This is a genomic window from Neisseria sp. DTU_2020_1000833_1_SI_GRL_NUU_006, from assembly GCA_032388755.1.
Lineage (GTDB): Bacteria > Pseudomonadota > Gammaproteobacteria > Burkholderiales > Neisseriaceae > Neisseria > Neisseria sicca_C.
The window spans coordinates 1,703,466-1,729,481 of sequence record CP135593.1; the positions used below are offsets into that span (position 1 = coordinate 1,703,466).

Annotated in this window: 25 protein-coding genes; 14 read left to right on the forward strand and 11 right to left on the reverse strand. The window is 54.4% G+C overall.

Going from position 1 to position 26,016, the window contains the following annotated elements:
• Positions 1 to 97 precede the first annotated feature (97 nt).
• The 7 genes from RSJ68_08235 to lptE form a co-directional block, all read right to left on the reverse strand.
• Positions 98 to 961 (reverse strand): EamA family transporter, encoded by an 864-nt coding sequence (locus tag RSJ68_08235; protein WNU96439.1) that lies wholly within the window; start codon positions 959 to 961, stop codon positions 98 to 100.
• A gap of 46 nt (positions 962 to 1,007) precedes the next feature.
• Positions 1,008 to 1,781 (reverse strand): gamma-glutamyl-gamma-aminobutyrate hydrolase family protein, encoded by a 774-nt coding sequence (locus tag RSJ68_08240; GenBank protein ID WNU96440.1) that lies wholly within the window; start codon positions 1,779 to 1,781, stop codon positions 1,008 to 1,010.
• A gap of 31 nt (positions 1,782 to 1,812) precedes the next feature.
• Complete coding sequence (locus RSJ68_08245; protein ID WNU96441.1) at positions 1,813 to 2,052, reverse strand: Fis family transcriptional regulator; 240 nt, start codon at positions 2,050 to 2,052, stop codon at positions 1,813 to 1,815.
• A 459-nt stretch (positions 2,053 to 2,511) separates the two neighbouring features.
• On the reverse strand, positions 2,512 to 3,516 hold the full coding sequence (gene dusB, locus RSJ68_08250) for a tRNA dihydrouridine synthase DusB (protein ID WNU96442.1): 1,005 nt from the start codon (positions 3,514 to 3,516) through the stop codon (positions 2,512 to 2,514).
• A gap of 158 nt (positions 3,517 to 3,674) precedes the next feature.
• Positions 3,675 to 4,325, reverse strand: a complete 651-nt coding sequence (locus RSJ68_08255) for a site-2 protease family protein (GenBank protein ID WNU96443.1) — start codon at positions 4,323 to 4,325, stop codon at positions 3,675 to 3,677.
• Between the two features lie 196 nt (positions 4,326 to 4,521).
• A complete protein-coding gene (gene holA, locus RSJ68_08260; protein WNU96444.1) occupies positions 4,522 to 5,523 on the reverse strand; it encodes a DNA polymerase III subunit delta in 1,002 nt (333 codons plus the stop codon).
• Positions 5,523 to 6,002, reverse strand: coding sequence for an LPS assembly lipoprotein LptE (lptE, locus tag RSJ68_08265; protein WNU96445.1), 480 nt, complete (start codon positions 6,000 to 6,002; stop codon positions 5,523 to 5,525). Before lptE ends, holA begins: the two co-directional genes overlap by 1 nt.
• Positions 6,003 to 6,159: 157 nt before the next feature.
• Here lptE and pip point away from each other — a divergent pair, with 157 nt between their 5' ends.
• The 3 genes from pip to RSJ68_08280 all read left to right on the forward strand — a co-directional run bounded on the left by pip (position 6,160) and on the right by RSJ68_08280 (position 8,385).
• Entirely contained in the window at positions 6,160 to 7,095 is a 936-nt protein-coding gene (gene pip / locus RSJ68_08270; protein ID WNU96446.1) for a prolyl aminopeptidase, read from the forward strand.
• Positions 7,096 to 7,358: 263 nt separating this feature from the next.
• Complete coding sequence (locus RSJ68_08275; protein WNU96447.1) at positions 7,359 to 7,778, forward strand: hypothetical protein; 420 nt, start codon at positions 7,359 to 7,361, stop codon at positions 7,776 to 7,778.
• A gap of 97 nt (positions 7,779 to 7,875) precedes the next feature.
• Positions 7,876 to 8,385, forward strand: coding sequence for an RDD family protein (locus RSJ68_08280; GenBank protein WNU96448.1), 510 nt, complete (start codon positions 7,876 to 7,878; stop codon positions 8,383 to 8,385).
• A 402-nt stretch (positions 8,386 to 8,787) separates the two neighbouring features.
• Here the strand turns inward: RSJ68_08280 and putA are convergent, their stop codons facing one another.
• On the reverse strand, positions 8,788 to 12,393 hold the full coding sequence (gene putA / locus RSJ68_08285) for a bifunctional proline dehydrogenase/L-glutamate gamma-semialdehyde dehydrogenase PutA (GenBank protein ID WNU96449.1): 3,606 nt from the start codon (positions 12,391 to 12,393) through the stop codon (positions 8,788 to 8,790).
• A 276-nt stretch (positions 12,394 to 12,669) separates the two neighbouring features.
• The gene (gene putP, locus RSJ68_08290; GenBank protein ID WNU96450.1) at positions 12,670 to 14,196 is read right to left on the reverse strand and encodes a sodium/proline symporter PutP; all 1,527 of its coding nucleotides are present in this window, start codon (positions 14,194 to 14,196) and stop codon (positions 12,670 to 12,672) included.
• Between the two features lie 522 nt (positions 14,197 to 14,718).
• Between putP and ubiB the strand changes: the two genes are divergently transcribed.
• The 6 genes from ubiB (at position 14,719) to RSJ68_08320 (ending at position 21,653) form a co-directional block, all read left to right on the forward strand.
• The gene (gene ubiB / locus RSJ68_08295; GenBank protein ID WNU96451.1) at positions 14,719 to 16,230 is read left to right on the forward strand and encodes a ubiquinone biosynthesis regulatory protein kinase UbiB; all 1,512 of its coding nucleotides are present in this window, start codon (positions 14,719 to 14,721) and stop codon (positions 16,228 to 16,230) included.
• A gap of 348 nt (positions 16,231 to 16,578) precedes the next feature.
• A complete protein-coding gene (locus RSJ68_08300; GenBank protein WNU96452.1) occupies positions 16,579 to 16,899 on the forward strand; it encodes an accessory factor UbiK family protein in 321 nt (106 codons plus the stop codon).
• A 13-nt stretch (positions 16,900 to 16,912) separates the two neighbouring features.
• Entirely contained in the window at positions 16,913 to 18,409 is a 1,497-nt protein-coding gene (locus tag RSJ68_08305; protein ID WNU96453.1) for a YifB family Mg chelatase-like AAA ATPase, read from the forward strand.
• Between the two features lie 457 nt (positions 18,410 to 18,866).
• Positions 18,867 to 19,961 (forward strand): SPOR domain-containing protein, encoded by a 1,095-nt coding sequence (locus RSJ68_08310; GenBank protein ID WNU96454.1) that lies wholly within the window; start codon positions 18,867 to 18,869, stop codon positions 19,959 to 19,961.
• A gap of 10 nt (positions 19,962 to 19,971) precedes the next feature.
• Positions 19,972 to 20,616: a thiol:disulfide interchange protein DsbA/DsbL gene (locus tag RSJ68_08315; protein ID WNU96455.1), complete on the forward strand. Its 645-nt coding sequence runs from the start codon at positions 19,972 to 19,974 to the stop codon at positions 20,614 to 20,616.
• A 212-nt stretch (positions 20,617 to 20,828) separates the two neighbouring features.
• Entirely contained in the window at positions 20,829 to 21,653 is an 825-nt protein-coding gene (locus RSJ68_08320) for an undecaprenyl-diphosphate phosphatase (GenBank protein ID WNU96456.1), read from the forward strand.
• A gap of 123 nt (positions 21,654 to 21,776) precedes the next feature.
• Here the strand turns inward: RSJ68_08320 and RSJ68_08325 are convergent, their stop codons facing one another.
• A complete protein-coding gene (locus tag RSJ68_08325) occupies positions 21,777 to 22,487 on the reverse strand; it encodes an SAM-dependent methyltransferase (GenBank protein WNU96457.1) in 711 nt (236 codons plus the stop codon).
• A gap of 59 nt (positions 22,488 to 22,546) precedes the next feature.
• Positions 22,547 to 23,137, reverse strand: a complete 591-nt coding sequence (locus tag RSJ68_08330) for a nucleoside triphosphate pyrophosphatase (protein WNU96458.1) — start codon at positions 23,135 to 23,137, stop codon at positions 22,547 to 22,549.
• A 54-nt stretch (positions 23,138 to 23,191) separates the two neighbouring features.
• On the opposite strand from RSJ68_08330, the gene RSJ68_08335 reads away from it, so the two are divergent.
• From RSJ68_08335 to plsX, 5 genes are all read left to right on the forward strand, one after another.
• Positions 23,192 to 23,692 carry a YceD family protein gene (locus RSJ68_08335; GenBank protein ID WNU96459.1) on the forward strand — a complete coding sequence of 167 codons (501 nt, stop codon included), beginning with the start codon at positions 23,192 to 23,194 and terminating at the stop codon, positions 23,690 to 23,692.
• A gap of 34 nt (positions 23,693 to 23,726) precedes the next feature.
• A complete protein-coding gene (gene rpmF, locus RSJ68_08340) occupies positions 23,727 to 23,906 on the forward strand; it encodes a 50S ribosomal protein L32 (protein ID WNU96460.1) in 180 nt (59 codons plus the stop codon).
• Between the two features lie 159 nt (positions 23,907 to 24,065).
• On the forward strand, positions 24,066 to 24,593 hold the full coding sequence (locus RSJ68_08345) for a phosphoribosyltransferase (GenBank protein WNU98378.1): 528 nt from the start codon (positions 24,066 to 24,068) through the stop codon (positions 24,591 to 24,593).
• Between the two features lie 112 nt (positions 24,594 to 24,705).
• The gene (locus RSJ68_08350; GenBank protein WNU96461.1) at positions 24,706 to 24,885 is read left to right on the forward strand and encodes a hypothetical protein; all 180 of its coding nucleotides are present in this window, start codon (positions 24,706 to 24,708) and stop codon (positions 24,883 to 24,885) included.
• Positions 24,882 to 25,940, forward strand: a complete 1,059-nt coding sequence (gene plsX, locus RSJ68_08355; protein ID WNU96462.1) for a phosphate acyltransferase PlsX — start codon at positions 24,882 to 24,884, stop codon at positions 25,938 to 25,940. The genes RSJ68_08350 and plsX overlap by 4 nt, the downstream gene beginning before the upstream one ends.
• Positions 25,941 to 26,016 lie beyond the last annotated feature (76 nt).

The window sequence follows — 26,016 nt, forward strand, 5'->3', positions numbered from 1 at the left end:
TTTCCAGAAAATCAATTGTTAAGAGTAGTTTTACTGCATGGCGCAATCTGCTTTCAGGTCGTCTGAAAACCCGGTTCACACGTTTTCAGACGACCCCTTACGCATTCTTTCCTCTGTTTGACAGCCATCCTGCGACAAACGTCGCGGCGATGACGATGAACACGCCCAAAGCGGACACGGCGGACAAATGTTCGCCCAGAATCCATACCGCCATGATGACGCCGACGACGGGTTCGAGCGAAATCAAGAGGCCGGAGACATTGGCAGGAACTTTGTTCATGCCCTTGTTCCATAAGAGATAGGCAAGCCAACTGCATCCCACCCCCAAATACAAAACCGACAGCACGCCGCCCCACGACCAGTGGACTTCATAGCTCTGAGCCAACACCAGCGAAAACGGCAGGCACAACACCGCCGCCGCAGCCATGGAAGCAGAAGTAAATGCAGGCGCGCCGATGCGGGCAATCATCTGCTGACTCGGCCGTATCACGCCGGCGAAACCGAATCCGGCAAGCAGAATCAGCAAACAGCCGAACCAATCGACCGCGCCGCCCTCTTCCGCACCGCCCAGCACCATCATCCCGATGCCGGCAAACGCCGCCGCCCCGCAAATCCAGTGGTAAATCTTGGCTTTATCGTTAAAAACGAAATGACCGACAAACACTACTAACAAGGGTTCCAGCCCGACCATGGTAATCGCGCTGGCGGCGGACGTGTATTTCAAGCCGATAAACTGAAGCAGCAACACCACGACGTAGTTGATAAAGGCGATACACAACAAAGGCTTCCACTCGCGGCGCGGAATCTTGCCGAAATGGCGGCAACAGGAAGGCAGCACCATCAACGCGGCAATCAACAGCCGCGCCTCGACCATCAGCGCAGCATCAAGCATCTCGTAAGTATATTTGGCGGCGATAAACGAGCTGCCCCAAATCAATAAGGAGAGTATTTGGTAAATCATGGCTCAAGTCGTCGGATAAAAGGATGCACTGATGAAAGGCGGAACATCACGCCCCACCCTGCCCCGATTCGGTCAACGAATCCAAAAAGGCAAAGAGTTTCGCGTTCATCTGCGTAAAATCGAAACGCTCGATTTCATCAGGATGCTGCACATAAGCCTGCGTCCTGCTTTGCGCCGCCAAGTTTTCGCGCCCGTCGGCGGCAATCAAGAGACCGACGGCGGCGCGGTCGAATTCCAAATGCGCCTGAAACGCATAATGCTTGGGAGAGAAGCGGACAATCTGGCGCGGACAACCTTTGCTCGCCGCCAATACTGCCGCCCCATCCGTCAGTCCGGGCATATCTCCGTGCCAATGCCCCGCAAGGAAAGACGCGCCCAACAAGGCGGTATGCGGGTCGTTCAAACCTTCCTGCGTCAACTCGACCGGATACACGCCGATTTCACGGTGCGGGCTACGTCCGTGCCGTGCACCGTAGGCGACGGACAAAAGCTGCGCGCCCAAGCACACGCCGACAATGTACTTATCCGCCGCCACCGCCTGACGTATCAGGCGCAGCTCGGCTTCAGGGTCGTAATACGGAAAAGCCTGCCTGTCTTCATCGGGCGACTGCGGTCCGCCCATGACAATCAGGAAATCGATACCGTCCGCGTTTTCGGGCAACGCCTCCGATTCATAAACCTTAGTCAACGCCGTACGATGCCCGCGCGACCGCGCCCAATCCCAATACGCGCCCGGCACTTCAAAATCCTCGTGCAGGATGAAATGGACGTTCAACGTTTTCCCCCGCGTACCGCCGTCATGGCGAAGTTCCTGCTTCATCAGTTTTCTCCCTTTGCAACAAGACCGATATTTACAGCAAACCGTGCTGCAACAGTTTCTTACGCAGCGTATTGCGGTTCAGTCCCAAAATCACCGCCGCTTTGGACTGATTGCCGCCGCATTGTTCCATCACGCACGCAAGCATCGGCTTTTCCACTTGGTGCAACACCATGTCGTACACGCCGCAAGGCTCCGTACCGTTCAAGTCTTTGAAATACTGTTGCAAATTCTGTTCAACGCATTGCGCAATATCGGGGATGGGTTGTTTCATAACATATCCTCCTTCGTTGTTTTTAAAGATGACAGGTCGTCTGAAACGGAGTTCAGACGACGTTTGTTGAGTTTATAGTGGATTAACTTTAAACCGGTACGGCGTTGCCTCGCCTTAGCTCAAAGAGAACGATTCTCTAAGGTGCTGAAGCACCAAGTGAATCGGTTCCGTACTATCTGTACTGTCTGCGGCTTCGTCGCCTTGTCCTGATTTAAATTTAATCCACTATATATAGATAATTTGTTTTTTATTTCGATGAAACTGTGTTTTCAGACGACTTGATATTGCCGCCATTGCCGCGCAGGCGGAACCCGGTAATTTGAAGCTGCGGCAATTTCTGAACATTTCGGAAAAATCAAAGCCTGGATTCCCGCCTGCGCGGGAATGACGGTACAGTTTTTTTAATAATTCACAATGGCTTATCCGCTTCCCAAAAACCAAAGGTCGTCTGAAACACCCCTACCCTTCACGATATGCACACATCCAGCGGTCGGTTTTTTCCGAAAGAGCCTCAAGATAGGCAGCTAGGGTATCGTATTGTGCCGCAGCGCTGTCCAAGCGGTTGATGTCGCGGCGCGTCTGCTCGCCGTCGGGCATTTCGTCGATGTACCAGCCTATGTGTTTGCGGGCGATGCGTACGCCGGCGACTTCGCCATAAAACGCGTGCATGGCACGGATGTGGTTCAAAATGGTGGCGTTGCATTCTGCCAAGCTCAAGGCCGGCGGCAAAACGCTGTGTTCGGCGTAATGTTTCAAATCGCGGAAGAGCCACGGCCTGCCTTGTGCGCCGCGCCCTATCATGATGCCGTCGGCGGCGGTTTGTTTGAGGACGGCGGCGGCTTTTTGCGGCGAAGTGATGTCGCCATTGACCCAGACGGGGATGTTCAGACGACCTTTGGTTTCGGCAATCAGATCATAAGCCGCTTCGCCCTTATACATTTGCGTGCGCGTACGTCCGTGGACAGCAAGGGCGGCGATGCCGCAATCTTCGGCGATGCGGGCGATGGCAGGCAGGTTTTTGTGGTCGTCGTGCCAGCCCAAACGGGTTTTGAGGGTAACGGGAACGTCCACCGCGCGGACGACGGCTTCGAGAATGGCGGCAACCAGCGGCTCGTTTTGCATCAGCGCGCTGCCGGCTTGAACATTGCAGACTTTTTTGGCGGGACAGCCCATGTTGATGTCGATAACCTGCGCCCCGAGGCTGACGTTGTAACGCGCGGCATCCGCCATCTGCTGCGGATCACTGCCGGCAATCTGGACGGCAACGATGCCGCCTTCATCGGCAAAATCGCTGCGGCGCAGGGTCTTTTTGGTATTTCTAAGCGTCGGGTCGCTGGTCAGCATTTCGCACACCGCCCAACCTGCGCCAAAATCCCGGCAAAGTCGGCGGAACGGTTTGTCCGTAATGCCCGCCATCGGGGCGAGTGCAATGGGATTGTCGATAATGTAGCCGCCGATGCGCATGTTCAAACCGCCGTATGGAAAGGGCTGCCATTGTACAATTTTTAAGCAGGGTTTCCAATGGGATTTACTTTGGAAACAGGTAAAACAAAGGGCGCAATCATGCGCCCTGCGGGTGTGTTTAAGGTTTCAGACGACCTTTTCGCCGTCTTGCGGACGGTTCAGATTAACAAGGTCATAAAGAGGTACACAGCCGTCTGTATCAGTGCAACGATAGGCAGGATGATTTTTGCCAGCAGCCCTGTGAACATCAATATTAGGACAATCCACATTCCGTAAGGTTCGATTTTGCGAAACTGCATGGACTGTTTGGCAGACAGGAAAGTATCGATAAAGATGCCGCCGTCCCAAGGCAGGATGGGAATCAGGCTGAAAGCGACCCAAATCGCGTTCACGATAACGCCGTATTGCGCCATTCGGACCAACGGTTCCTGATAGGATTCGGGCGCGTAAACGGCAAAGGCGGCAACAAAGCCCCAAAAGAACGCCAAAATCAGATTGGCAATCGGACCGGAAATAGAAACCCAACGCCAAGCGCGGCGCGGATCGCGGAAATTGCGCGGGTCGATGGGCATCGGGCGCGCCCAACCGAAGACGAACGGGGTCAGCAGCAGGCTGATTATGGGGACGACGATCGTACCTACCGGATCGATATGCGGCAGGGGGTTAAGCGTCAGCCGCCCGTATTGTTGGGCGGTACTGTCGCCCCAACGGAGGGCGGTATAACCACGCGCGACTTCGCGTATGGTCAGGGCAAGGAGGACGGGCGGAATCGCGAGCAGGACAGTGCCCAAGTCAAAGTTTTGAAACATGGTTTTCCTTTGAAAGGTCGTCTGAAAACGACGGTGTATGTGCGGATGGCCGATTTATCGGAAACGGGAAGATTTCTGCCTCATTCAATATGTTCTTTTTTGTCGGGTTTTCAACCCCTCCCCAGTCTTCATCATGCCCGAGCAGGCTCTAATAACGGGATGTGTCTCGCCGCAAGCGACCCGGCTATACACACCTTCACACCGCCAGCCCCGTTACCAACTGCTTAAATTCCGTCCACGCGTCGCCATCTTCCGCGCCTTTGATGATGCGGTCGATTTTGGCGCAGGTTTTGAGGGCTTCGATCAGGCGGACGGCGGGAATGCGTTTGACGGCAATCGGCGCGAGGGTTTGCTTGTCGCCCCACAGGCGCAGGCTGTTGCGGACCGATTGCACGCTCTGCCCTTGTTTGAGCGCGGCGGTCAGGCGGATGAGGGTGCGGATGTCTTCGGCAACCGCCCACAACAGCAAGACGGGTTCTTCGCCTTCTTCTTCAAGTCCGTCCAGAAGGCGGGCGACGCGCAGGGCATCGCCTTTCATCCATGCGCCGGAGAGCTGGAACACGTCGAAACGGGCGACGTTGGCGACGGCGGCTTCGGCATCGGCGATGTTGACGGTATGGTTTTGCGGGTGCAGCAGCGCGAGTTTGTCGATTTCTTGGCGGGCGGCGAGCAGGTTGCCTTCGACGCGTTCGGCAAACAGGGCGAGCGCGTCAGGTTCGATGTCGAGTCCGGCCTTTTTCAGACGACCCTTTATCCACTGCGGCAGGGCTTGCGCGCTAATGGCTTTGGCTTCGAGTACCGTGCCTTTGGCAGCGAGCGCGGTGAACCATTTTGCCTGCGTTTGGGCTTTTTCGAGCTTGGGCAGCAGAATCAGGGTAACGGTGTCTTCAGGCAGGCGTTCGGCGAAGGTTTGCAGCGCGTCGCCGCCGGTTTTGCCGGGCTTGCCGTTCGGAATGTGGATTTCCAAAAGTTTCAAGTCGGCGAAAAGCCCCGCGCTGCCTGCGCTTTGCAGGAGTTCGTCCCAGTCGGCGCCGTTGTCCGCCGTAAAGACTTCGCGGTTGAGGTAGCCTTGTTTTTTGGCGGCGGCGCGCAGGGTGTCAAGGGCTTCGATGCGCAACAGGTCTTCTTCGCCGTGAATGATGTACAGCGGCGAAAGCGGCATATCCGCGCTGACCTGTTCGATATTCATGACCGCCATCAATACGCTTTCAGGAACGTCAGGCGGCGGACGATTTGGTCGGCGGCGTCGGCGCGCATTTCCGCCCAGATGGTTTCGCTTTCTTCCTGTTTGCCCAACACTTCGCTATCGTTGTAGTCCATCGTGCGGTTGACGAGGATGGTCATCGGTTCGCCCACAGGCTCGCCGTTGCGCATGGCTTGGGCTTCGACGCGCAGCGTCAGCAGGTATTCGTTGACCAACGCGGCGCGGGTGATGGTGTAGATGTCCTGACGGGTTTCGATGCCCTTGATGTTCAACGTCATTTGCGCTTCGGCGGCGGAAACGGGTTTGCCGTCAGCGCGGCGCAGGGCGTTTTCCAAAGCCTTCTGCATGACGGAGGCGTTTTGGATGTGCCAAGCGGGATACGGCAGCGTGCGTGCGGTGCCGCCCATGCCTTTGAGGTGGAAGCCGCAGGCGGACAGAAGCAGCACGGCGGCGGTCATCAGGATTTTGTTCATTTCATTCTTTCGGTTGCGCGGGTATCGGGGAATTATAGCGGATAGTCGGGCGGTCGGGAAACGCGGCGGCGCAAGCGGATTTCAGACGACCCCTTGCCGTTTGTCGTTTGCCTGCCCGATGGGTACAATCCAAACGTCAGACAACAGGAGAAACACCATGCACCCCATCCGCGAACCCATCCGCAGCGGCCTGCTGCCCGTATCGGACATCCATCAAATCTACTGGGAAGAATCCGGCAACCCCGACGGCCTGCCCGTCATCTTCCTGCACGGCGGCCCGGGCGCGGGCGCATCGCCTGCCTGCCGCGGCTTTTTCAATCCCGACGTGTTCCGCATCGTCATCATCGACCAGCGCGGCTGCGGCCGTTCGCTGCCTTACGCCTGCACCGATGACAACACGACTTGGGACTTGGTTGCCGACATCGAAAAAGTCCGCGAAATGCTGGGCATCCGAAAATGGCTGGTGTTCGGCGGCTCATGGGGCAGCACCTTGTCTCTGGCGTATGCCGAAACCCATCCCGAACGCGTTGCCGGACTCGTCTTGCGCGGGATATTCCTGTGCCGCCCGTCCGAAATGGCGTGGCTCGACGAAGCGGGCGGCGTCAGCCAGATTTACCCCGCACAATGGCAGAAATTCCTCGCGCCCGTCGCCGAAGAAAAACGCGGCAGCCTGATTGCGGCATATCACGAAATGCTGTTCGGCGAAGACGAAGCAGGTCGTCTGAAAGCCGCCAAAGCCTGGGCGGACTGGGAAAGCTACCTGATCCGCTTCGAGCCGCAAGACGTCGATGAAGATGCGTACCAATCGCTCGCCATCGCCCGCTTGGAAAACCATTATTTCGTCAACGAAGGCTGGCTGAAGGGCGACAAAGCGATTTTGGCGAACACGGACAAAATCCGCCATATCCCGACCATCATCGTACAAGGACGCTACGACTTATGCACCCCCATGCAAAGCGCGTGGGAACTTTCGCAGGCGCTCCCCGACGCTGAGTTGCGCGTGATTCAGGCGGGACACTCGTCTTTTGATCCGCCATTGGCGGCGGCGTTGGTGGAAGCGGTGGAAGATATGAGGGAACGTGCGGTGTGGTAATAATAAGCAATTGAAATCATAAAAGCATGGTTTGCCGTTATTTCTGTTCGAATGGGAATAACGGCAAACAAACAATATTGTTTTCTTTGACTTTGCGGCAGGAAGATCCGCCTGCCGCCACCTTCCCACCACATTCCGAAAATACTGTAAAATAGCGTTAATTACGAGATTCAAGGTCGTCTGAAAACCGACGCGGCAGGTTCTCCGAAACCAGCCTCCGTTTTTCAGACGACCTCCCACCCTTAATAAGGAACCACAACTTCATGGACAACCAAACCAAACTCCGCATCGGCGGCCTGCTCGTGCTGACCACCGCCGTTTTAAGCCTGATCATCGTCTTAATCGTCGATTCGTGGCCGCTTGCCATCCTGCTTGCCGTCATCATCGTCGCCGCAGCCGCCGGCGGCTTTGTTTGGACTTCGCGCCGCCAGCAGCGCCAGTTTCTCGAACGCCTGAAAAAATTCGACATCGACCCTGAAAAAGGCCGCATCAACGAAGCCAACCTGCGCCGTATGTACCACAGCGGCGGCCAACACCAAAAAGACGCGATAACGTTGGTCTGCCTGTCGCAAAAATGTTCGGCCGACGAAGCGCACGCCATGTTCAAAAAACGCCCGACCCGTCAGGAAATGAACCAGATGGCAGCCCAGCAGGCGCGCGGACAAAAACGCCCCCACCGCTGATTCCTCCCACACAAAGGTCGTCTGAAAACGGATGCGGCGGTTTCGCCCAAACCAAACATTCCGTTTTTCAGACGACCTTTTTACCGAGCAGACCGTCATGACCGTCTTTCCCCCCGCCCCCGTCAAACGCCGCCTTGCCGCCCTGATGTACGAATTGCTGCTGACCGGCGCCGTGACCGCCATCGCCGCCCTCCTTGCCGGCATCGCCGCGATTTTCCTCAACCCCGTCTCCCAGCTCCTTTCCAGCTTGGTTACCTGCGTTATCTTTGTAGGCATCTGGTGGCTCTACTTCAAAACCAACTGGACGAAAACCGGCCGCACCCTCGCCATGCAGACTTGGAAAATCGGGCTGCACGGCAAAAACGGCACGCTGCCGCCATTGTCGCAACTGCGCATCCGCTTTATTTGGTCGTGTATCTTCGTCGTCTTCATCCCCCTGCTCGCCTACGCCGGCCTGCGCCACCTGCTCGCCATCCCGCCCGTGCCAGCCTTCGGCGCCGCCCTGATCTGGCTTATCCTGCCGTGGGGCTTTGCCCTGCTGAACCCCGACCGGCAGTTTTTATACGATTTTTTGGCGGGAACGCGATTGGTCGATTTGAAACAGTAAGCATCCGAAAACTGATGGTTTCGCTGCCGTGCAACTTTAAAAAGATCACCTGAAAACGTAGGGTCAGGGTTTCAGACGACCTTTTTTCATATTTCCGGATAAACTTCATCATACGCCCATAAAAGTCGTCTGAAACCGCCGTTGCCGTCATTCCCGCGCAGGCGGGAATCCAGACCTCTGCATTGCGGAAATATCTCAAAGCTGCTGCAACTTCAAATTTCCGAATTCCCAGCCGTACGGAAATAACGACGATAGGTTAACCATCAATACCTGACGGAAAAACAGTATCTGCCCTGCTTATTTAATTTACAGAAAAAGGTCGTCTGAAAAACGGACTTAGCGGGTTTTGCTAACGTTTTCAGACGACCTTTGTTCAAACGCTCTGGTGTTTATTCAATCCTTTTAGTCGGAAACGGCCATCAGGCTGGCGTTGCCGCCGGCGGCTGTGGTGTTGACGCTGCAAGAGATTTCTTCAAACACTTGCAGGATGTCCAAGCCTTGTTCGGACGGGAGGATGCGGATGAGTGCGCCGTCGCGGTTTGCCAGCTCTTGCTTGCGGCTGCTGTCCAGCGGACTTAGGGCGGCGACGTGATGCACGCCTGTGCTTTCAGGTTTGCTGTTGACTTGCAGCAGGCCTTCGAGGTCGGCGGTGTAGGAGGCAAGCGGGCTGTCGGGTTCGACGACGGTTACGATGCCTGCGGCGGCAAGTTCGGTCAGGGCGCAGAAGGCTTGCAGGAGGCTGCCGCCGTGTACCCAGACGCGTTTGGGCGCACGCCAGCTCATGGCGTTGCGTTCGCCGGTCGGGCCGACCAAGACGGATTCTGCTTGGCGCAGGGTGCGGATGCGGGCGTGTCCCAATGCCGATGCCGCTGATTTTTTCTCTTCCGCATTAAACGGCAGCTTGTGAATCAGGGCTTCGAGGCGTTTGAGCGCGGCTTCGTCCGCTTGCCCGATACGGCTCAGCGGCGGTGCAACCCATTCGGGGATGCGGGTCAGTTTTTGCAGATAGAACGAGCCGCCCGCTTTCGGACCAGTACCGGACATACCGTGTCCGCCGAACGGTTGTACGCCGACGACGGCGCCGACGATGTTGCGGTTGACGTAAACGTTACCCGCTTCGATGCGTTCGCGGATGCGTTTGACCGTGCCTTCGATGCGGCTGTGTACGCCGCTGGTGAGCGCGTAGCCTTTGCTGTTGATTTGGTCGATGATTTGGTCAAGTTCGTCGGCGCGGTAGCGGACAACGTGCAGGACGGGACCGAAGACTTCGCGGGTGAGTTCGTTCAAATTGTTGAGTTCGAACAAAATCGGCAGCACGAAAGTGGATTTCGCAGGATCAACATTGGAAGCGGCTTTGACTTCGTGGTAAGACTTGGCAACGCCTTTCATTTTATTGATGTGCGATTGCAGGTTTTGCTGCGCTTCAGCATCGATAACGGGGCCTACGTCGGTGGTAAGTTGAACGGGTTTGCCGACGACCAATTCGTCCATTGCGCCTTTGATGATGGCGAGCATCTTGTCGGCGACATCTTCTTGAACGCAAAGGATACGCAAGGCGGAGCAGCGTTGTCCCGCGCTGTCGAAGGCGGAGTTGAGCACGTCCAAACAAACCTGCTCGGGCAGCGCGGTGGAATCGACAATCATGGCGTTTTGACCGCCGGTTTCGGCAATCAAGACGGGGCTGTCGTTGCGTTTGGCGAGGGCTTTGTTAATCAGTTGCGCCACTTCGGTCGAACCGGTGAAAATCACGCCACCGATACGCGGGTCGCCTGTCAGCGCTGCGCCGACATCGCCTGCGCCGAGGACAAGTTGCAAGGCGGAAGTCGGGATGCCTGCTTCGTGCATCAGGGAAACGGCGTAGCTGGCAATCAGGCTGGTTTGTTCGGCAGGTTTGGCGATGACGGTGTTACCGGCTGCCAATGCGGAAACGACTTCGCCGGTAAAGATGGCGAGCGGGAAGTTCCACGGGCTGATGGCGACGATGGCGCCGACGGCCTTGGCGTCTTGGGACAGGGTGTTTTCGGCTTCGCCTGCGTAGTAGCGGCAGAAATCAACGGCTTCGCGCACTTCGGCGACGGCGTTGTTCAGCGTTTTACCGGCTTCGCGCACGGCAAGCATCATCAGCGCGGGGGTGTGCTGCTCCAGCAAATCGGCGAAACGGCGCAGGCATTCGGCGCGCTCGGCGGCTGGCGTCGCGCTCCATTCGGGAAATGCGGCAACGGCTGCACCGACGGCTTCTTGGGCAAGCGCAGCGTCGGCAAAGCTAACTGTGCCGACGATGTCATCGTGGTCGGCGGGGTTTTTAATCGGTTGCGCTTCGCCGACATCGCGGGCTTTGCCGTTGATAATGGATGCGGCATGGAAGTCTTGCGCGGCGGCGCGGTTGAGTTTTTCTTGAAGCTGTTGCAACACGGTTTCGTTGCTGAAATCGACGCCTTGAGAGTTCAGACGACCCCTGCCGTACAAATCGCGCGGCAGCGGCAAGGCGTTGTGCAGGTGGATGCCTTGTTCGGCGATGGTGTCGAACGGGCTGCGGATCAGCGTGTCGATGCTGATGTTTTCATCGACGATTTGGTTGACAAACGACGAGTTCGCGCCGTTTTCCAACAGGCGGCGCACCAAGTAGGCGAGCAGGGTTTCGTGCGTACCGACCGGGGCGTACACGCGCACGCGGCGGCCTAAGTTTTGCGGGCCGACCACTTGGTCGTACAAGGTTTCGCCCATACCGTGCAGGCATTGGTGTTCAAAGTCTTTGCCTTTGCCCATTTGGTAAATCGCGCCCAAGGTGTAGGCGTTATGGGTGGCGAATTGCGGGAACACGGCGTCTTGCGCATCCAGCAGTTTGCGTGCGCAGGCGAGGTAGGAGATGTCGGTATGGACTTTGCGGGTGTAGGTCGGATAGCCGTCCAAGCCGTCCACTTGCGCCCATTTGATTTCGCTGTCCCAGTACGCGCCTTTAACGAGGCGGATCATCAGTTTTTGGTTGTTGCGGCGGGCAAGGTCAATCAGATAGTCGATGACGAAGGGGCAACGTTTTTGATACGCCTGAACGACAAAGCCGATGCCTTTGTAACCCGCCAAATCGGGGTCGGAAACGAGTGCTTCCATCAAATCCAAAGACAGCTCCAAACGGTTGGCTTCTTCGGCGTCGATGTTGATACCGATATCGTATTTTTTACCCAAAAGGAACAGCTCTTTCAGACGAGGTAAGAGTTCGCTCATGACGCGTTCGTGTTGGGCGCGGGAATAACGCGGATGGATGGCGGAGAGTTTGACGGAAATGCCGTTGCCTTCATAGACGCCTTGTCCGGCGGCGTCTTTGCCGATGGCGTGAATGGCTTGAACGTAGTCATTGTAATAGCGGTCAGCATCTTCTTGGGTAAAGGCAGCTTCGCCCAACATGTCGAAGGAGAAGCGGTAGCCCATTTTTTCGCGCTCTTTGCCGTTTTGCAGCGCTTCTTCAATGGTTTGTCCGGTAACAAACTGTTTGCCCAAGAGGCGCATGGCGTAGTTCACGCCTTGGCGGATCAGGGGCGCGCCGCCTTTGCTGATGAGTCGGTTCAGGGCAGAACCCATCTGTTTGTCGTTTGTCGCGGTCAGTTTGCCGGTAACCAGCAAGCCCCATGCCGCGGCGTTGACGAACAGGGAGGGGCTGTTGTTCAAATGGCTTTTCCAGTTGCCTTCGGAAATTTTGTCGGCAATCAGGCGGTCGCGCGTTGCATTGTCGGGAATGCGCAGCAAAGCTTCCGCCAAACACATCAGCGCAATGCCTTCTTCGCTAGAGAGCGAGAACTCGTGCATCAACGCATCCACGCCGCTGGCTTTGGTGCGGCTGGCGCGAACCTGCGTAACCAAGCGGCGTGCGAGTTCGGACGCCGCCCGACGCTCCTCATCGCTCATCTGTGCGCGTTGCAGCATATCCTGAACGGCTTCGATTTCGTCGCGGCGGTAAGCATCGGTAATCGCTTGGCGCAGTGGCGTTTGTGTCGGAAAAGCAAAGTCAAACATTTTAAGGTTCTCCAAAGTTTTTATGATGATTTTCAGACGACCCCATCCCTTTTCGAGGTCGTCTGAAAAGATTTAAAGCATATAGATAATATCGTAATAAATTTATACGGGGCGAACAAGTAATTTACCTTGAAAACAGGATTTTTTGCTTTGATAAAAAGCAGATAAAGCCCAAAGACCGAATTATCAGCATGAGCATCAATATAAAAATAAAGCCTGCCTTCCCGTATAAAAATTCAGACGACCTACGGTCAACGGCAGGTCGTCTGAAAACACTTATTTCGCCTCGCGGTATTCCGCGTCCGCTTTTTCAAAACGTTCTTGAATTTCACGAGACGGCTCTTTGTCGGTCAGTGAAACCAGAACAGCGATAATCAAGCAGGCGATGAAGCCGGGGACGATTTCATACATGGTCAAAAGACCGGTTTCATGTGCAGCCAAAGCAGGTTTTTTGACCCACTCTGCCCATGCCACCACAGTCAGCGCGCCGGCAATCATGCCCGACAAAGCACCGTATGCCGTGATGCGTTTCCACAATACCGACAGAATCACAATCGGACCGAACGCCGCGCCGAAACCTGCCCACGCATAAGACACCAAGCCCAAAACTTTGCTCTCAGGGTCGGAAGCAATCAGAATCGAGATAATAGCAATCGCCAATACCATCAGACGACCAATCCACACCAATTCTGACTGCGGCGCATTTTTGCGCAAAAAGCCTTTGTAGAAGTCTTCCGTAATCGCACTGGAGCAAACCAAAAGCTGGCAAGACAAAGTGGACATGACTGCCGCCAAAATCGCGCTCAAAATAATACCTGCAATCCAAGGATTGAACAGCAAAGTAGATAGCGCGATGAAGATACGTTCGTGGTTGCCCTTCATTGAAGCGACTTGATCGGGGTTTGCACCAAAATACGCAATGCCAAAATAACCGACCGCTACCGCGCCTGCCAGACACAACACCATCCAAGTCATGCCGATGCGGCGTGCCGACACCAGCGATTTCGCGCTTTCAGCCGCCATAAAGCGCGCCAAAATGTGCGGCTGACCGAAATAGCCCAAGCCCCATGCGGCTGTGGAAATAATGCCGATGACGGTCGTACCGGCAAACAAGCTGTCGTATTCCTTGCCCGTACCTGCGGCAACGCTTTGAATTGCGGCAGACATTTGTTCTGCGCCACCCAGCCCCAGATACACCATTACCGGCGTCAAAATCAGCGCAAAAATCATCAAAGAAGCTTGCAGCGTATCCGTCCAGCTTACCGCCAAGAAACCGCCCAAGAAGGTATAAGCAATGGTCGCACCCGCGCCCAGCCACATCGCCTGATTGTAAGTCATGCCTTCAAACAAGCTTTGGAACAAAGTTGCACCCGCCACAATGCCCGAAGCGCAATAAATCGTGAAGAAAAACAAGATAATCAGCGCGGAAACCACTTTCATCAAGTGTCCGCCCGCGCCGAAGCGGTGGAAGAAATAATCCGGCAGCGTCAGCGCATTATTGGCATATTCGGTATGCACGCGCAGACGGCCCGCCACCAAAAGCCAGTTGAAATACGCGCCGACGACCAAACCGATGGCAATCCAAGCCTCATTCAGACCGCTCAAATAAATCGCGCCGGGCAAACCCATCAAAAGCCAGCCCGACATATCGGACGCACCCGCCGACATCGCCGTAACGAACGGGCCCAAGCTTCGACCGCCCAAAATATAATCATCGAAATTGCGCGTGGAGAAATACGCGGCCAGACCAATCAAGAGAACAGCAACCAGATAGATTGCAAAAGTGATATACATGGGATTCATGTACTATTCCTCATCTAAAACTTCAAAATCACGGGCTGATGAAATTGCAGGCAATCCACGCCCAAACATTTTTCTAATTAAAATACAGCGGAAATTCTCGCGTTTTTACGGATACGCGGAACAAATTATTTTCAATTACAACAAGATAAGTAAACAAATCCTATTGATTTGTAAATAATCCAATCCAGCATACCGTAAAAACTTCCACTTGCAAAGGCAGCGGAAACAGGTTCACCGCACAATGCAGACAAACCAATCAAAATACCATGTAAAACAAAATATTATGAAAATCCATTAAAAAATCTTGTTTTTAAACACTGAAACTATCTTTCCTAATACCCAAACAATCCGCACAATTTTTCAGTAGTTAAACAACACCCAAAACGGATCAACCCAAATTCCGCTTTAAAACTACCTTGCTTCATTTTCAGACGACATTTTCAAAAACCAGCCCGCCAACGGCCTGCCGTTTCCTATATAATTCCCGCATTACCGACTGTCGCGCAATATCAATATATCCTTATGAAACGGCTCAAACGCATCAAAACCATCCTCCGCACGCTTTACCTCTACCATCTCGCCGAGCTGTTTGCCGCGCTTGTCCGTCCGGGCTGGGCGCGGACGCTGTTGAAAATGTTGCCGCAGTCGTCTGAATTTGAAAACGAACCGTCGGCCGTCCGCCTGCGCCTTGCCCTAGAAAGCCTGGGGCCGATTTTCATCAAGTTCGGACAGGTTCTCTCTACGCGCCCCGATTTGATTCCGCATGATTACGCGGTCGAACTGGCAAAGCTGCAAGACAAAGTCCCACCGTTTGACGCACAACTTTCACGCTCGCAAATCGAAAAATCGCTGGGGCAATCCATCGAAACGCTGTATGCGGAATTTGAAACCGAACCCGTCGCCAGCGCGTCCATCGCCCAAGTACACAAAGCCCGCCTACATTCGGGCGAACAAGTGGCGGTCAAAGTCTTGCGCCCCAACCTTTTGCCCGTTATCGAACAAGATTTGTCGCTGATGCGTTTCGGCGCAGCTTGGGTCGAGCGTCTGTTTGCCGACGGCAAGCGTTTGAAACCGCGCGAAGTAGTGGCAGAATTTGACAAATATCTGCATGACGAGTTGGACTTGATGCGCGAAGCCGCCAATGCCAGCCAGCTCGGCCGCAATTTCCAAAACAGCGATATGCTGATTGTACCTAAAGTGTTTTACGACTACTGCACCAGCGACGTACTGACCATCGAATGGATGGACGGTACGCCCGTATCGGAAATCGCCAAACTCAAAGCCGACGGCATCGATTTGCACAAACTCGCCGATTACGGCGTGGAAATCTTCTTCACACAAGTCTTCCGCGACGGCTTTTTCCATGCCGATATGCACCCCGGCAACATTCTGGTCGCCGCCGACAACCGCTACATTGCCCTCGATTTCGGCATCGTCGGCACGCTGACCGACTACGACAAACGCTATCTCGCCATCAACTTCCTCGCCTTTTTCAACCGCGACTACCACCGCGTCGCCACTGCCCACATCGAATCGGGCTGGGTGCCCGCCAACACGCGTGCGGAAGAATTGGAAGCCGCCGTCCGCGCCGTGTGCGAACCGGTGTTCAACAAACCGATTTCGCAAATTTCCTTCGGCTTGGTGCTGATGCGCCTGTTTGAAGTCAGCCGCCGCTTCAATGTCGAAATCCAGCCGCAGCTTGTATTGCTGCAAAAAACGCTGCTCAACATCGAAGGCTTGGGACGGCAGCTTGATCCCGATTTGGACCTGTGGAAAACCGCCAAACCGTTTTTGGTGAAATGGATGAACGAACAGGTCGGTCCTAAAGCCTTTTTGCGCAACCTCAAAAACGAAGCCCCCGACTGGGCGCAAATCATCCCTTCCCTGCCGCGCAAAATCAGCGCACTGGTTGACGAAAACCGCCAGCAGGAAATGCGCGATGCCTATATCCATTTGGTCAAAGTGCAGCAGCGGCAAAGCATGTGGCTGGGCGTGATTGCGATTGTGTTGCTGCTGATTTTGCTGTTTGATTAAAAATCTATAAACACAAAAGGTCGTCTGAAAACGAAATAGTGGTTTTAGAAAAAATCGCTATCCGCATTTTCAGACGACCTTTTATTATGAATTTGCATAAAACGCGCACCTCAACCGCAGCGTGGGCTCCGCCCACGAAAATCAGGATATTTTGCCACTCGCCCAAGAAACAGAATAGGTCAATATATTTCTCGTAGGCAAAGCCCACGCTACTTTTATACTCATTACCGAGGTCGTCTGAAAACACGGATTACGGCGAGGCAAGCCTGCTACCACTGTTTTCAGACGACCTTTTTCCTTATACAATACGCTTGGATTTTATATATTCTGATATGAAGGATACGGATTATGTTCGGCAAACAACTCTTTGAAGAAGTCAGCGCAAAAATCAGCGAAACCATCGCCAACAGCCCCGCCAAAGACATGGAGAAAAACGTCAAAGCCATGCTCGGCAGCGCGTTCAACCGTATGGATTTGGTCACGCGCGAAGAATTCGACATCCAGCAGCAGGTTTTGATTAAAACCCGCACCAAACTGGTCGAGCTGGAAGAGCGTCTGGCAAAACTCGAAGCCGCGCAAGAGCCTGAGCAGTCTGCCTTGGAAGCTGCCGAAGCCGCAGCCGAAGAAGCCGTCGAAGAAATCAAACAGCAAACCGAAGCCGGCGAATAAGGTCGTCTGAAACATGTCGCTTGCCTTGGTTTACAGCCGCGCCTTGAGCGGCATGAATGCGCCGTTGGTCGAAGTGGAAGCCCACCTTGCCAACGGCCTGCCTCATTTCAATATCGTCGGATTGCCCGACACCGAAGTCAAAGAAAGCCGCGACCGCGTACGCGCCGCCATCATCCAAAGCGGTTTCGACTTCCCCGCCAAAAAAATCACCGTCAACCTCGCCCCCGCCGACCTGCCCAAAGAATCGGGGCGTTTCGACCTGCCGATTGCGCTGGGCATCCTCTCCGCATCCGGACAAATCGCACCCGAAAAGCTCGCGCAATACGAGTTTGCCGGCGAATTGGCGCTTTCCGGCATGTTGCGCCCCGTGCGCGGCGCGTTGGCGATGGCGTGGCAGGGCATGCAGGCTGGGCGTTCTTTCGTCCTGCCGCAGGAAAACGCAGAGCAAGCCGCCGTGATGCGCGGCATTACCGTTTACGGCGCGCGTTCGTTAGGTGAAGTCGCCGCCCATTTGAACGGCATCGAACCCTTGGTGCAAACCGACTGCCAAGTCCCGCATAGGTCGTCTGAAAACGCCAAACTGCCCGACCTTATCGATGTCAAAGGCCAGCACACTGCCCGCCTTGCGTTGGAAATCGCCGCTGCGGGCGGGCACAGCCTCTTGATGATGGGCCCGCCGGGAACGGGCAAGTCCATGCTTTCCCAACGGCTGCCCGGCATTCTGCCGCCTTTGACCGAAGAAGAATTGGTCGAGGTATGGGCATTGCGTTCGCTTCTGCCCAATCATCAGCAACAACTCGACAGCCACCGTCCTTTCCGCAGCCCGCACCATAGTGCCAGCTCGGCAGCCATGGTCGGCGGCGGTTCCGATCCGCGTCCGGGCGAAATTTCATTGGCGCATCACGGCGTTTTATTTTTGGACGAGCTGCCTGAGTTCGACCGCAAAGTTTTGGAAGTTTTGCGCGAACCTTTGGAAAACGGCGAAATCCACATTTCCCGTGCGGCGCGCCAAGCCGTCTATCCCGCCAAATTCCAGCTTGTCGCCGCCATGAACCCGTGTCCGTGCGGTTATCTCGGGCATCCCGTCAAACCCTGCCGCTGTACGCCCGAAAGCGTTGCGCGTTACCGCAGCAAAATTTCCGGCCCGCTGCTTGACCGCATTGATTTGACCATCGAAGTCCCCAGCCTGTCCGCCGCCGAACTGATGCAGCAGGAAGCGGGGGAAAGCAGCGCCGTCGTGTTGGCGCGCGTGATCGCCGCCCGCGACAAGCAATACGCGCGGCAGGGCAAAGTCAATGCCGCCTTGAGCGTCAGTGAACTCGACACGTCCGCCCGCATCCAAAAAGAAGCGCAGGAAGCCTTGGGCAGCCTGTTGGAAAAACTCTCCCTCTCCGCCCGCAGCTTCCACCGCATCATGCGCGTGGCACGTACGCTGGCGGATTTGGCGGGCGATGAAGAAGTCGGCAGAAGCCATGTTTTGAAAGCCGTCAGCTTCCGCCGCGCGTTGTAAGTTTTTTCAGACGACCTTGGGTACTGAAAACGGAAGATTCAAAGTATAGTGGATTAACTTTAAACCATTACGGCGTTACCTCGCCTTAGCTCAAAGAGAGCGATTCTCTAAGGTGCTGAAGCACCAAGTGAATCGGTTCCGTACTATCTGTACTGTCTGCGGCTTCGTCGCCTTGTCCTGATTTAAAGTTAATCCACTATAAAAGTTTAGACGGGTCGGGTATCTTGCTGGTGTGTCCAATGCGGAGTATTCTGTTCGGGCAAAAGAAGCCCGTCGTCGGTCAATTGTCAGCGCGTCCTAACATCACGGCGGTTTTCGTAAAAACCATGTAAACAAACGGCGCATTTTTGCCCAATATAAAGGATATTGATAAAATGACCCGTCCCTGCCGATGGCAGCAGCAGATTCCTCTGCCGCCAAAAGGTCGTCTGAACGGCATCATCAATATAGGTATCTCATGAATAAGAACACTCAATACGGCAAAGGCCTTTTCGGCTTTTTCTTCGGCCTCATCCTCGCCACCGGCGTGATCGGGGGCATCCTGTATTTTCTGAATCAAGACACCCCGAACGCCTTCAAGGGCACGACCGAGCCTCAAAAACAGCAAACCGAGCCTGAAATCCTCAAGCCGCAGGAAAAATCCAAACCTGAATCCAAGCCTGAGGCTGAAGAGCAGCCTGTCGTCGTTCCCGTAGAGAAAGAGCGTCCGGCAGAAGAAGCCAAGCCCGAACAGAAACGCAGCGAAGCCGACGACGATGCGGCAGCCAAAGAAAAAGAACGCGCAGACAAAGAAGCGAAAGAAAAGTCAGATAAAGCCAAAGCCGAGAAAGAACGCGCGGACAAAGAAAAAGCGGAAAAAGAGCGTGCCGTCCATGAAGCGGAAGACGAAGCCCGCGAAGCAGAAAAAGCCCTGCGCGAAGCTGAAAAAGAAGACAAAGAATCTGCCGAACGCGAGTTGAGACAAAAACTCGCCGAGAAAAAGGCAGAGCTTGCGAAAAAACGTGCAGAAAAAGAAAAAGCCGACAAAGAAGCCGCCGATAAAGCCAAAAAGGCAGCCGAGTTGACGGACAAACAAAAAGCGCGCGCCGAGCGCAAACTTGCCGAGAAAAAAGCGGCTGAGAAGAAAGCCGCCGAAGCCAAGAAAACCGAAACGGCCAAAACCAACAAACCAACCCCCGAGCAAATCCTGAACAGCGGCAGCATCGAAAAAGCCCGTCAGGAAGCAAATAAAGGCGCGGCGAAAGAAGCGAAGAAAGCCGAAGCGGACAAACAAACCGCCAAAGCCGACAATGCCAAAGCCGAAGCCAAAACTTCGGAAGGCGGTAAGAAAGTCATCCTGCAAATGGGTTCGTACGCCGACCGCAACAGCGCCGACGCGCAACGTGCCAAACTCGCCATGCTGGGCATTTCGTCCAAAGTGGTCGAGCGCACCAACGGCGACAAAACCGTTTACCGCGTACAAAGCAACAGCATGTCGTCTGAAGCCGCAAAAAACGTTCAGAAAGACTTGCAAAAACACAATATCAACAGCCTGATGCGTTCGGCTCAATAAGGAGGCAGCAATGAAACGGACAACCAAACCGGCAGCCGTCCTCCTCAGCCTTGCGCTTGCCTTTTCCGCAAGCGCGCAGGCTGCGGTCGAAGGTGTGGATTACACGGTTTTGAACAAACCGATTCCACAACGAGACGCATCCAAAATCGAAGTTTTGGAATTTTTCGGCTATTTCTGCATACATTGCCAAAACTTTGATCCCGTCTTACTGTCATACAGCAAAACTTTTCCGAAAGACGTTTACCTGCGTACCGAACACGTCGTCTGGATGCCTGAAATGTTGGGCTTGGCGCGGGTTGCCGCGGCGGTTAACGCTTCGGGTTTGAAGTATCAGGCAAACCCCGCTATTTTCAAAGCCGTACACGAACAGAAAATCAATTTGGCGGATACCGCCACTTTCAAAAGCTGGGCGGCGGCACAAAAAAGCTTTGACAGCAAAAAACTGATTGCCGCATACGACGCCCCCGCCAGCCTCGCAGCCGCTAAAAAAATGCAAAGCCTGACCGAGACTTACCGTATCGACGGCACGCCGGACGTCATCGTCGGAGGCAAATATCGGGTCATATTCAGCAGCGATTGGGCGAATGGGCAGAAAATCATAGGCGAGCTGATTAACAAAGTCCGCCAAGAGCGTTCCGGCAAAGCCGCGCGCTGACGGAATTTAGCCAGACAGTTTCGGAATGACTGCAAAAGATAAGGCGGTTTCCGAACTGTCTGTTTGTTTTGGGCGGCGTAAAATCCATAAAAACGATACTGCTGAGGGATGGGGCAAATACCGTCATACCGCAGCAGTTTTCCGATTCCGATACCGCTTCATCCTGAAATCCAGACGGGCAAACGTCGTCTGAAAACCAAAAAGAAAGCAATATGGACATTTTGACTCTATTAAAAGCCCTGCTTATGGGCATTGTGGAAGGCTTGACGGAATTTCTGCCGATTTCAAGTACCGGCCACTTGATTGTATTGGGCGACCTGCTCAATTTCCACAGCAACGGCAAAGTATTTGAAATCGCCATCCAACTGGGCGCGGTACTTGCCGTGATTTTTGAATACCGTCAACGTTTTACCTCCGTTTTATCCGGACTGGGCAAAGACCGCACCGCCAACCGCTTCGTGTTGAACCTTGCCGTCGCGTTCGTGCCAGCGGCAGTCGTAGGTTTGCTGTTTAGCAAACAAATTAAATTATATCTGTTTAACCCGATTACCGTCGCCACCATGTTGGTATTGGGCGGATTCTTTATTTTATGGGTCGAAAAACGCCAAAGCACAATCAAACCGAAAGTCAAAAGTGTGGACGAAATGCGCCCGATCGACGCGCTTGTGGTCGGCTGCGCCCAAATCTGCGCGCTGGTGCCGGGGACTTCGCGTTCGGGCAGTACGATTATGGGCGGTATGCTGTGGGGCATCGAGCGCAAAGCTGCGACCGAATTTTCTTTCTTCCTCGCCGTGCCGATGATGATTGCCGCCACCGGCTATGACGTATTGAAACACTACAAACTCTTTACTTTGCAGGATGTCGGCCTGATTGCCGTCGGTTTCATCGCTGCCTTCTTGGCAGGCCTCTTGGCGATTAAATCGCTATTGAAATTCGTGTCCAGCAAAAACTATGTTCCGTTTGCCTATTACCGCATCGTCTTCGGCGGATTGATTCTGCTGACTTGGGCGATGGGCTGGGTCAAATGGGCAGCATGATGTTGAAGCAGGGATAAGCTTTAGATAAAACAAAGGTCGTCTGAAAACCTTATCTGGAAGGTTTCAGACGACCTTTTTCAGTATGGCAGGCTCTAATCCGTCCAACCGCCCACCCCTACTTTCCTAACCCGCGTGCAACACAAATATCGTCGGGCGTTTTTTCAAATTCGGCAGCGTTTTCGATTTCTGCCAAGCGGCAACGGTTTGGCTGATGATTTCCTGCGTCGGCAAAGTCAGGTCGGTTGCAGTGCAGAGGCGGGTTTCAGGGTGCAGCGTTTCCAGCGCGTCGGCGAGCAACGCGTCGTTGCGGTAAGGCGTTTCGATGAAAAGCTGGGTTTCATTTTGCTGGCGCGAACGCTGTTCCAAGCTCTTCAAAGCGGCGATACGCTCGCTTTTCTCGGACGGCAGATAGCCTTTAAACGCGAAATTCTGCCCGTTCGCCCCTGACGCCATCAACGCGAGCAACAGGCTGGACGGGCCGACCAGCGGACGGACTTCATAGCCGTGTCGGTGCGCCAATGCCACTAAATTCGCGCCGGGATCGGCAACCGCGGGACAGCCTGCTTCACTGAGGATGCCCATGCTGCGCCCTTCCTGCAAAGGTTTAAGAAGTTCGGGCAGGGTTTTCAAGTCGGTGTGTTCGTTGAGGGTTTGCAGGTTCAGCTCGCGGATGGGGGTCGTGATGCCCAAATGTTTCAAATGGGCGCGGGCGGTTTTTTCGGCTTCGACGACGAAATCGGTCAAGCCGGTAATCTGCGCCTGTTCATGCGGGAGCAGGCAGGGCGTATCGGGCGCGCCCAAAGGGGTAGGAATCAGGTAAAGAATCGGGGACATGATGGTGTTTCCTATACGGAAGGTCGTCTGAAACCGTCAAACGGCTGTTTTCAGACGACCTAAATGACTTCTACGCCTTCGTTTTTTAAAAACTCGACCAGTTTGAAGATGGGCAAACCGATAAGCGCGTTCGGGTCGCTGCTGTCTATGCGCTCCAACAACGCCGCGCCCAAGCCTTCGCTCTTCGCCGCACCCGCGCAGTAAACCGCGTCCGGCTCGCGCGCCAGATAACGCTCAATCTGCCCGTCTGTCAGCGCGCGCATCATGACCGACGTGTTATCGACATGGCGCTGAATGCGTCCCGAAGCAGTATTCAAAAGTACGATTGCGCTGTAAAATTCAATCTTTCTGCCGCTCAAACCCCTGAGCATTTGTTGTGCATTTGCGACGTTCATCGGCTTGCCCAACTGGCGGTCATTGCACCATGCCACTTGGTCCGCGCCGATTACCAACGCGGCAGGAAATCGAGCCGCCAGCGAACGCGCCTTCCCTTCCGCCAAACGTAAGGCAGTATCCGCCGCGTTTTCACCCGCAGCAGGCGTTTCGTCGAAATCAGGCGCGACAGTTTGAAAATCAATGCCCAAACGTTCGAGCTGCGCGCGGCGGAACACCGAACCCGAACCCAATATCAAAGGCAGTTTTGCACTCATATTTTGCTTAAAAATATTGACGTTAGACTGTCGAAATTATATCATAGCCCGTTTATGTCAGACCCTAATTTGATTGACCCAGAAGTTTTCGCCTCCGAAAAGCAGACCCTGCAAGGCAGCTTCCTGCTTGAGGAATTGGACGAACGAGTCCGTTCGCACGATTATCCGGCCGACAAACAGACCAAAGTGTCGTTTACGCTGAGCGGCGGACGCGACCGACTGCAGCGTTTGTTTCTCGATTTGAACGTCAAAGCCGATATGCCGCTGATTTGCCAGCGATGTATCCGCCCCATGCCGTTTACGCTCGACGAAACCAGCCGTATTGTTTTGTTCGCCAACGAAGAGGACTTAGATGAAGCAATGCTTGCCGATGAAGAGTTGGAAGGCATGCCGATTGAGAAAGAACTCGACGTACGCGGGTTGGTGGAAGACCAAATCCTAATGTCGCTCCCCTTCTCCCCGCGCCACGAAAACTGCGACAATGCCGCGCTGGAACAAGTCAATCAGGACAAACCCAACCCTTTTGCTGTTTTAGCAGGTTTGAAAAGCAGTTAATCAGGACACAGTTTTATTTATCTAGGAGCTTGAAATGGCCGTTCAACAAAACAAAAAATCCCCTTCCAAACGCGGTATGCACCGCTCTCACGACGCTTTGACCGCGCCTTCTCTGTCTGTTGACAGCGTAACCGGCGAAGTACACCGCCCGCACCACATTTCCCCCAACGGTATGTACCGCGGCCGTAAAGTAGTGAAAGCCAAAGGCGAATAATCTTATTCGACTGACTGAAAAAGCCAGAATATTGCCATGCAATGCTGGCTTTTTTACATTACATCCGAACTGCCCGACTCCATGCCTGCCCATACTTCAAAATGCGGCACAAAATCCTTGCAGTTCAAACTGATACACCCCATTGAATCGGGAATCGCCATGAAACAGAAAATCTGGTACACCTACGACGACATCCACCGCGTGATCAAAGCGTTGGCGGAAAAAATCCAAAACTCCGGCGTCAAATACGATGCCATGATCGCCATCGGCGGCGGCGGCTTCATCCCCGCCCGTATGCTGCGCTGCTTTCTGGAAATCCCGATTTACGCCGTAACCACCGCCTATTACGACAGCGACAACGAAGGACAGGTGACGGAAGAAGTCAAAAAAGTCCAATGGCTCGACCCCGTGCCCGACGCGTTGAAAGGCAAGAATGTGCTCGTAGTCGATGAAGTCGACGACAGCCGCGTGACCATGGAATTCTGCCTGACCGAGTTGCAAAAAGAAGATTTCGGCACCATCGCCGTAGCCGTCCTGCACGAAAAAATCAAAGCCAAAGTCGGCAAAATCCCCGAAGGCATCCCCTACTTCAGCGGCCTTACCGTAGAAGACTGGTGGATCAACTACCCTTGGGACGCACTCGACATCGACGAGCACAACCGCCTCGCCGCCGAAGGCAAAAAATAAGCCCGCGACGGAGAAGTCCGCCTTCTCCCGAAACAGCAAAAGCAAAATCCGTAGAACACCGACAAAACGAGATTTTGCCTCTTTTCAGCGTATCTTCATAAAACGCATTAGAATGTGGAACGCAACCCTTCAATCCGAAGCCCCCGACCACACATACACCCCTTTTCAGACGACCCCGTACCGCGTATCGCAAAAAGGTCGTCTGAAACCGACTGTGAAGCCGAACAAACCCACAGAGGCAGCCGACACCGCCCCTCTTCCGCTTCACAGCACAAACCGGAGAACAACATGATTACATTGGCCGTAGATGCCATGGGCGGCGACTCAGGTCTCCCAGTTACCGTCCCCGGTGCCCTTGCCTTTTTGAAACAGCAGCAAGACGTACACCTCATTATGGTCGGCGACGAATCCGCCGTCCGCCAAGCCCTCTCCGCAGCCAACGCGCCGATGGAGCGCATTACCGTGCTCCACGCCTCCGAAGTCGTCGGCATGGACGAAGCCCCTCAGCTTGCCCTGAAAAATAAAAAAGACTCCTCCATGCGCATTGCCATCAACCAAGTCAAAGAAGGCACCGCGCAAGCCGCCGTCTCTGCCGGCAACACCGGCGCGCTCATGGCAACCGCCCGCTTCGTCCTCAAAACCATTCCCGGCATCGACCGCCCCGCCATCGCCAAATTCCTGCCATCCGACAGCGAACACCTGACCCTCGCCCTCGATTTGGGCGCAAACGTCGACTGCACGCCTGAGCAGCTCGTACAGTTCGCCATCATCGGCAACGAACTCTTCCAAGCCCTCTACCCGCAAAAAGGTAGCCCGCGCATCGGCCTGCTGAACGTCGGCACCGAAGACATCAAAGGCACGGACACCGTCAAACAAACCTTCAAACTGCTCAAAAACAGCAAACTGAATTTCATCGGCAACATCGAAAGCAACGGCGTACTGTACGGCGAAGCCGACGTGATTGTCGCAGACGGCTTTGTCGGCAACATCATGCTCAAAACCATCGAAGGCGCGGTCAAATTCATGAGCGGAGCCATCCGTCAGGAATTCCAACGCAACCTGTTCAACAAAATGGCCGCCGTCGCCGCCCTCCCCGCCCTGAAAGGCTTGAAAAGCAAACTGGATCCGCGCAAGTTCAACGGCGCCATCCTGCTCGGTCTGCGCGGCATCGTTATCAAAAGCCACGGCGGCACAGATGATATCGGTTTCAGCTATGCCTTAGAAGAAGCCTACCACGAAGCAAAATCCGCCAGCCTGTCGAAAATCGAACAAGGTGTCGCGGCACAACTTGCTGCATTGGAGGCAATCAAAGGACAAAAAGAGGCTGCTTCTGATACGGCAGAATAACGCCATTGAACGACAAAATATAAAAACGTCGTCTGAAAAATTTTCAGACGACGTTTTTTTGAAAAATCATATGCCG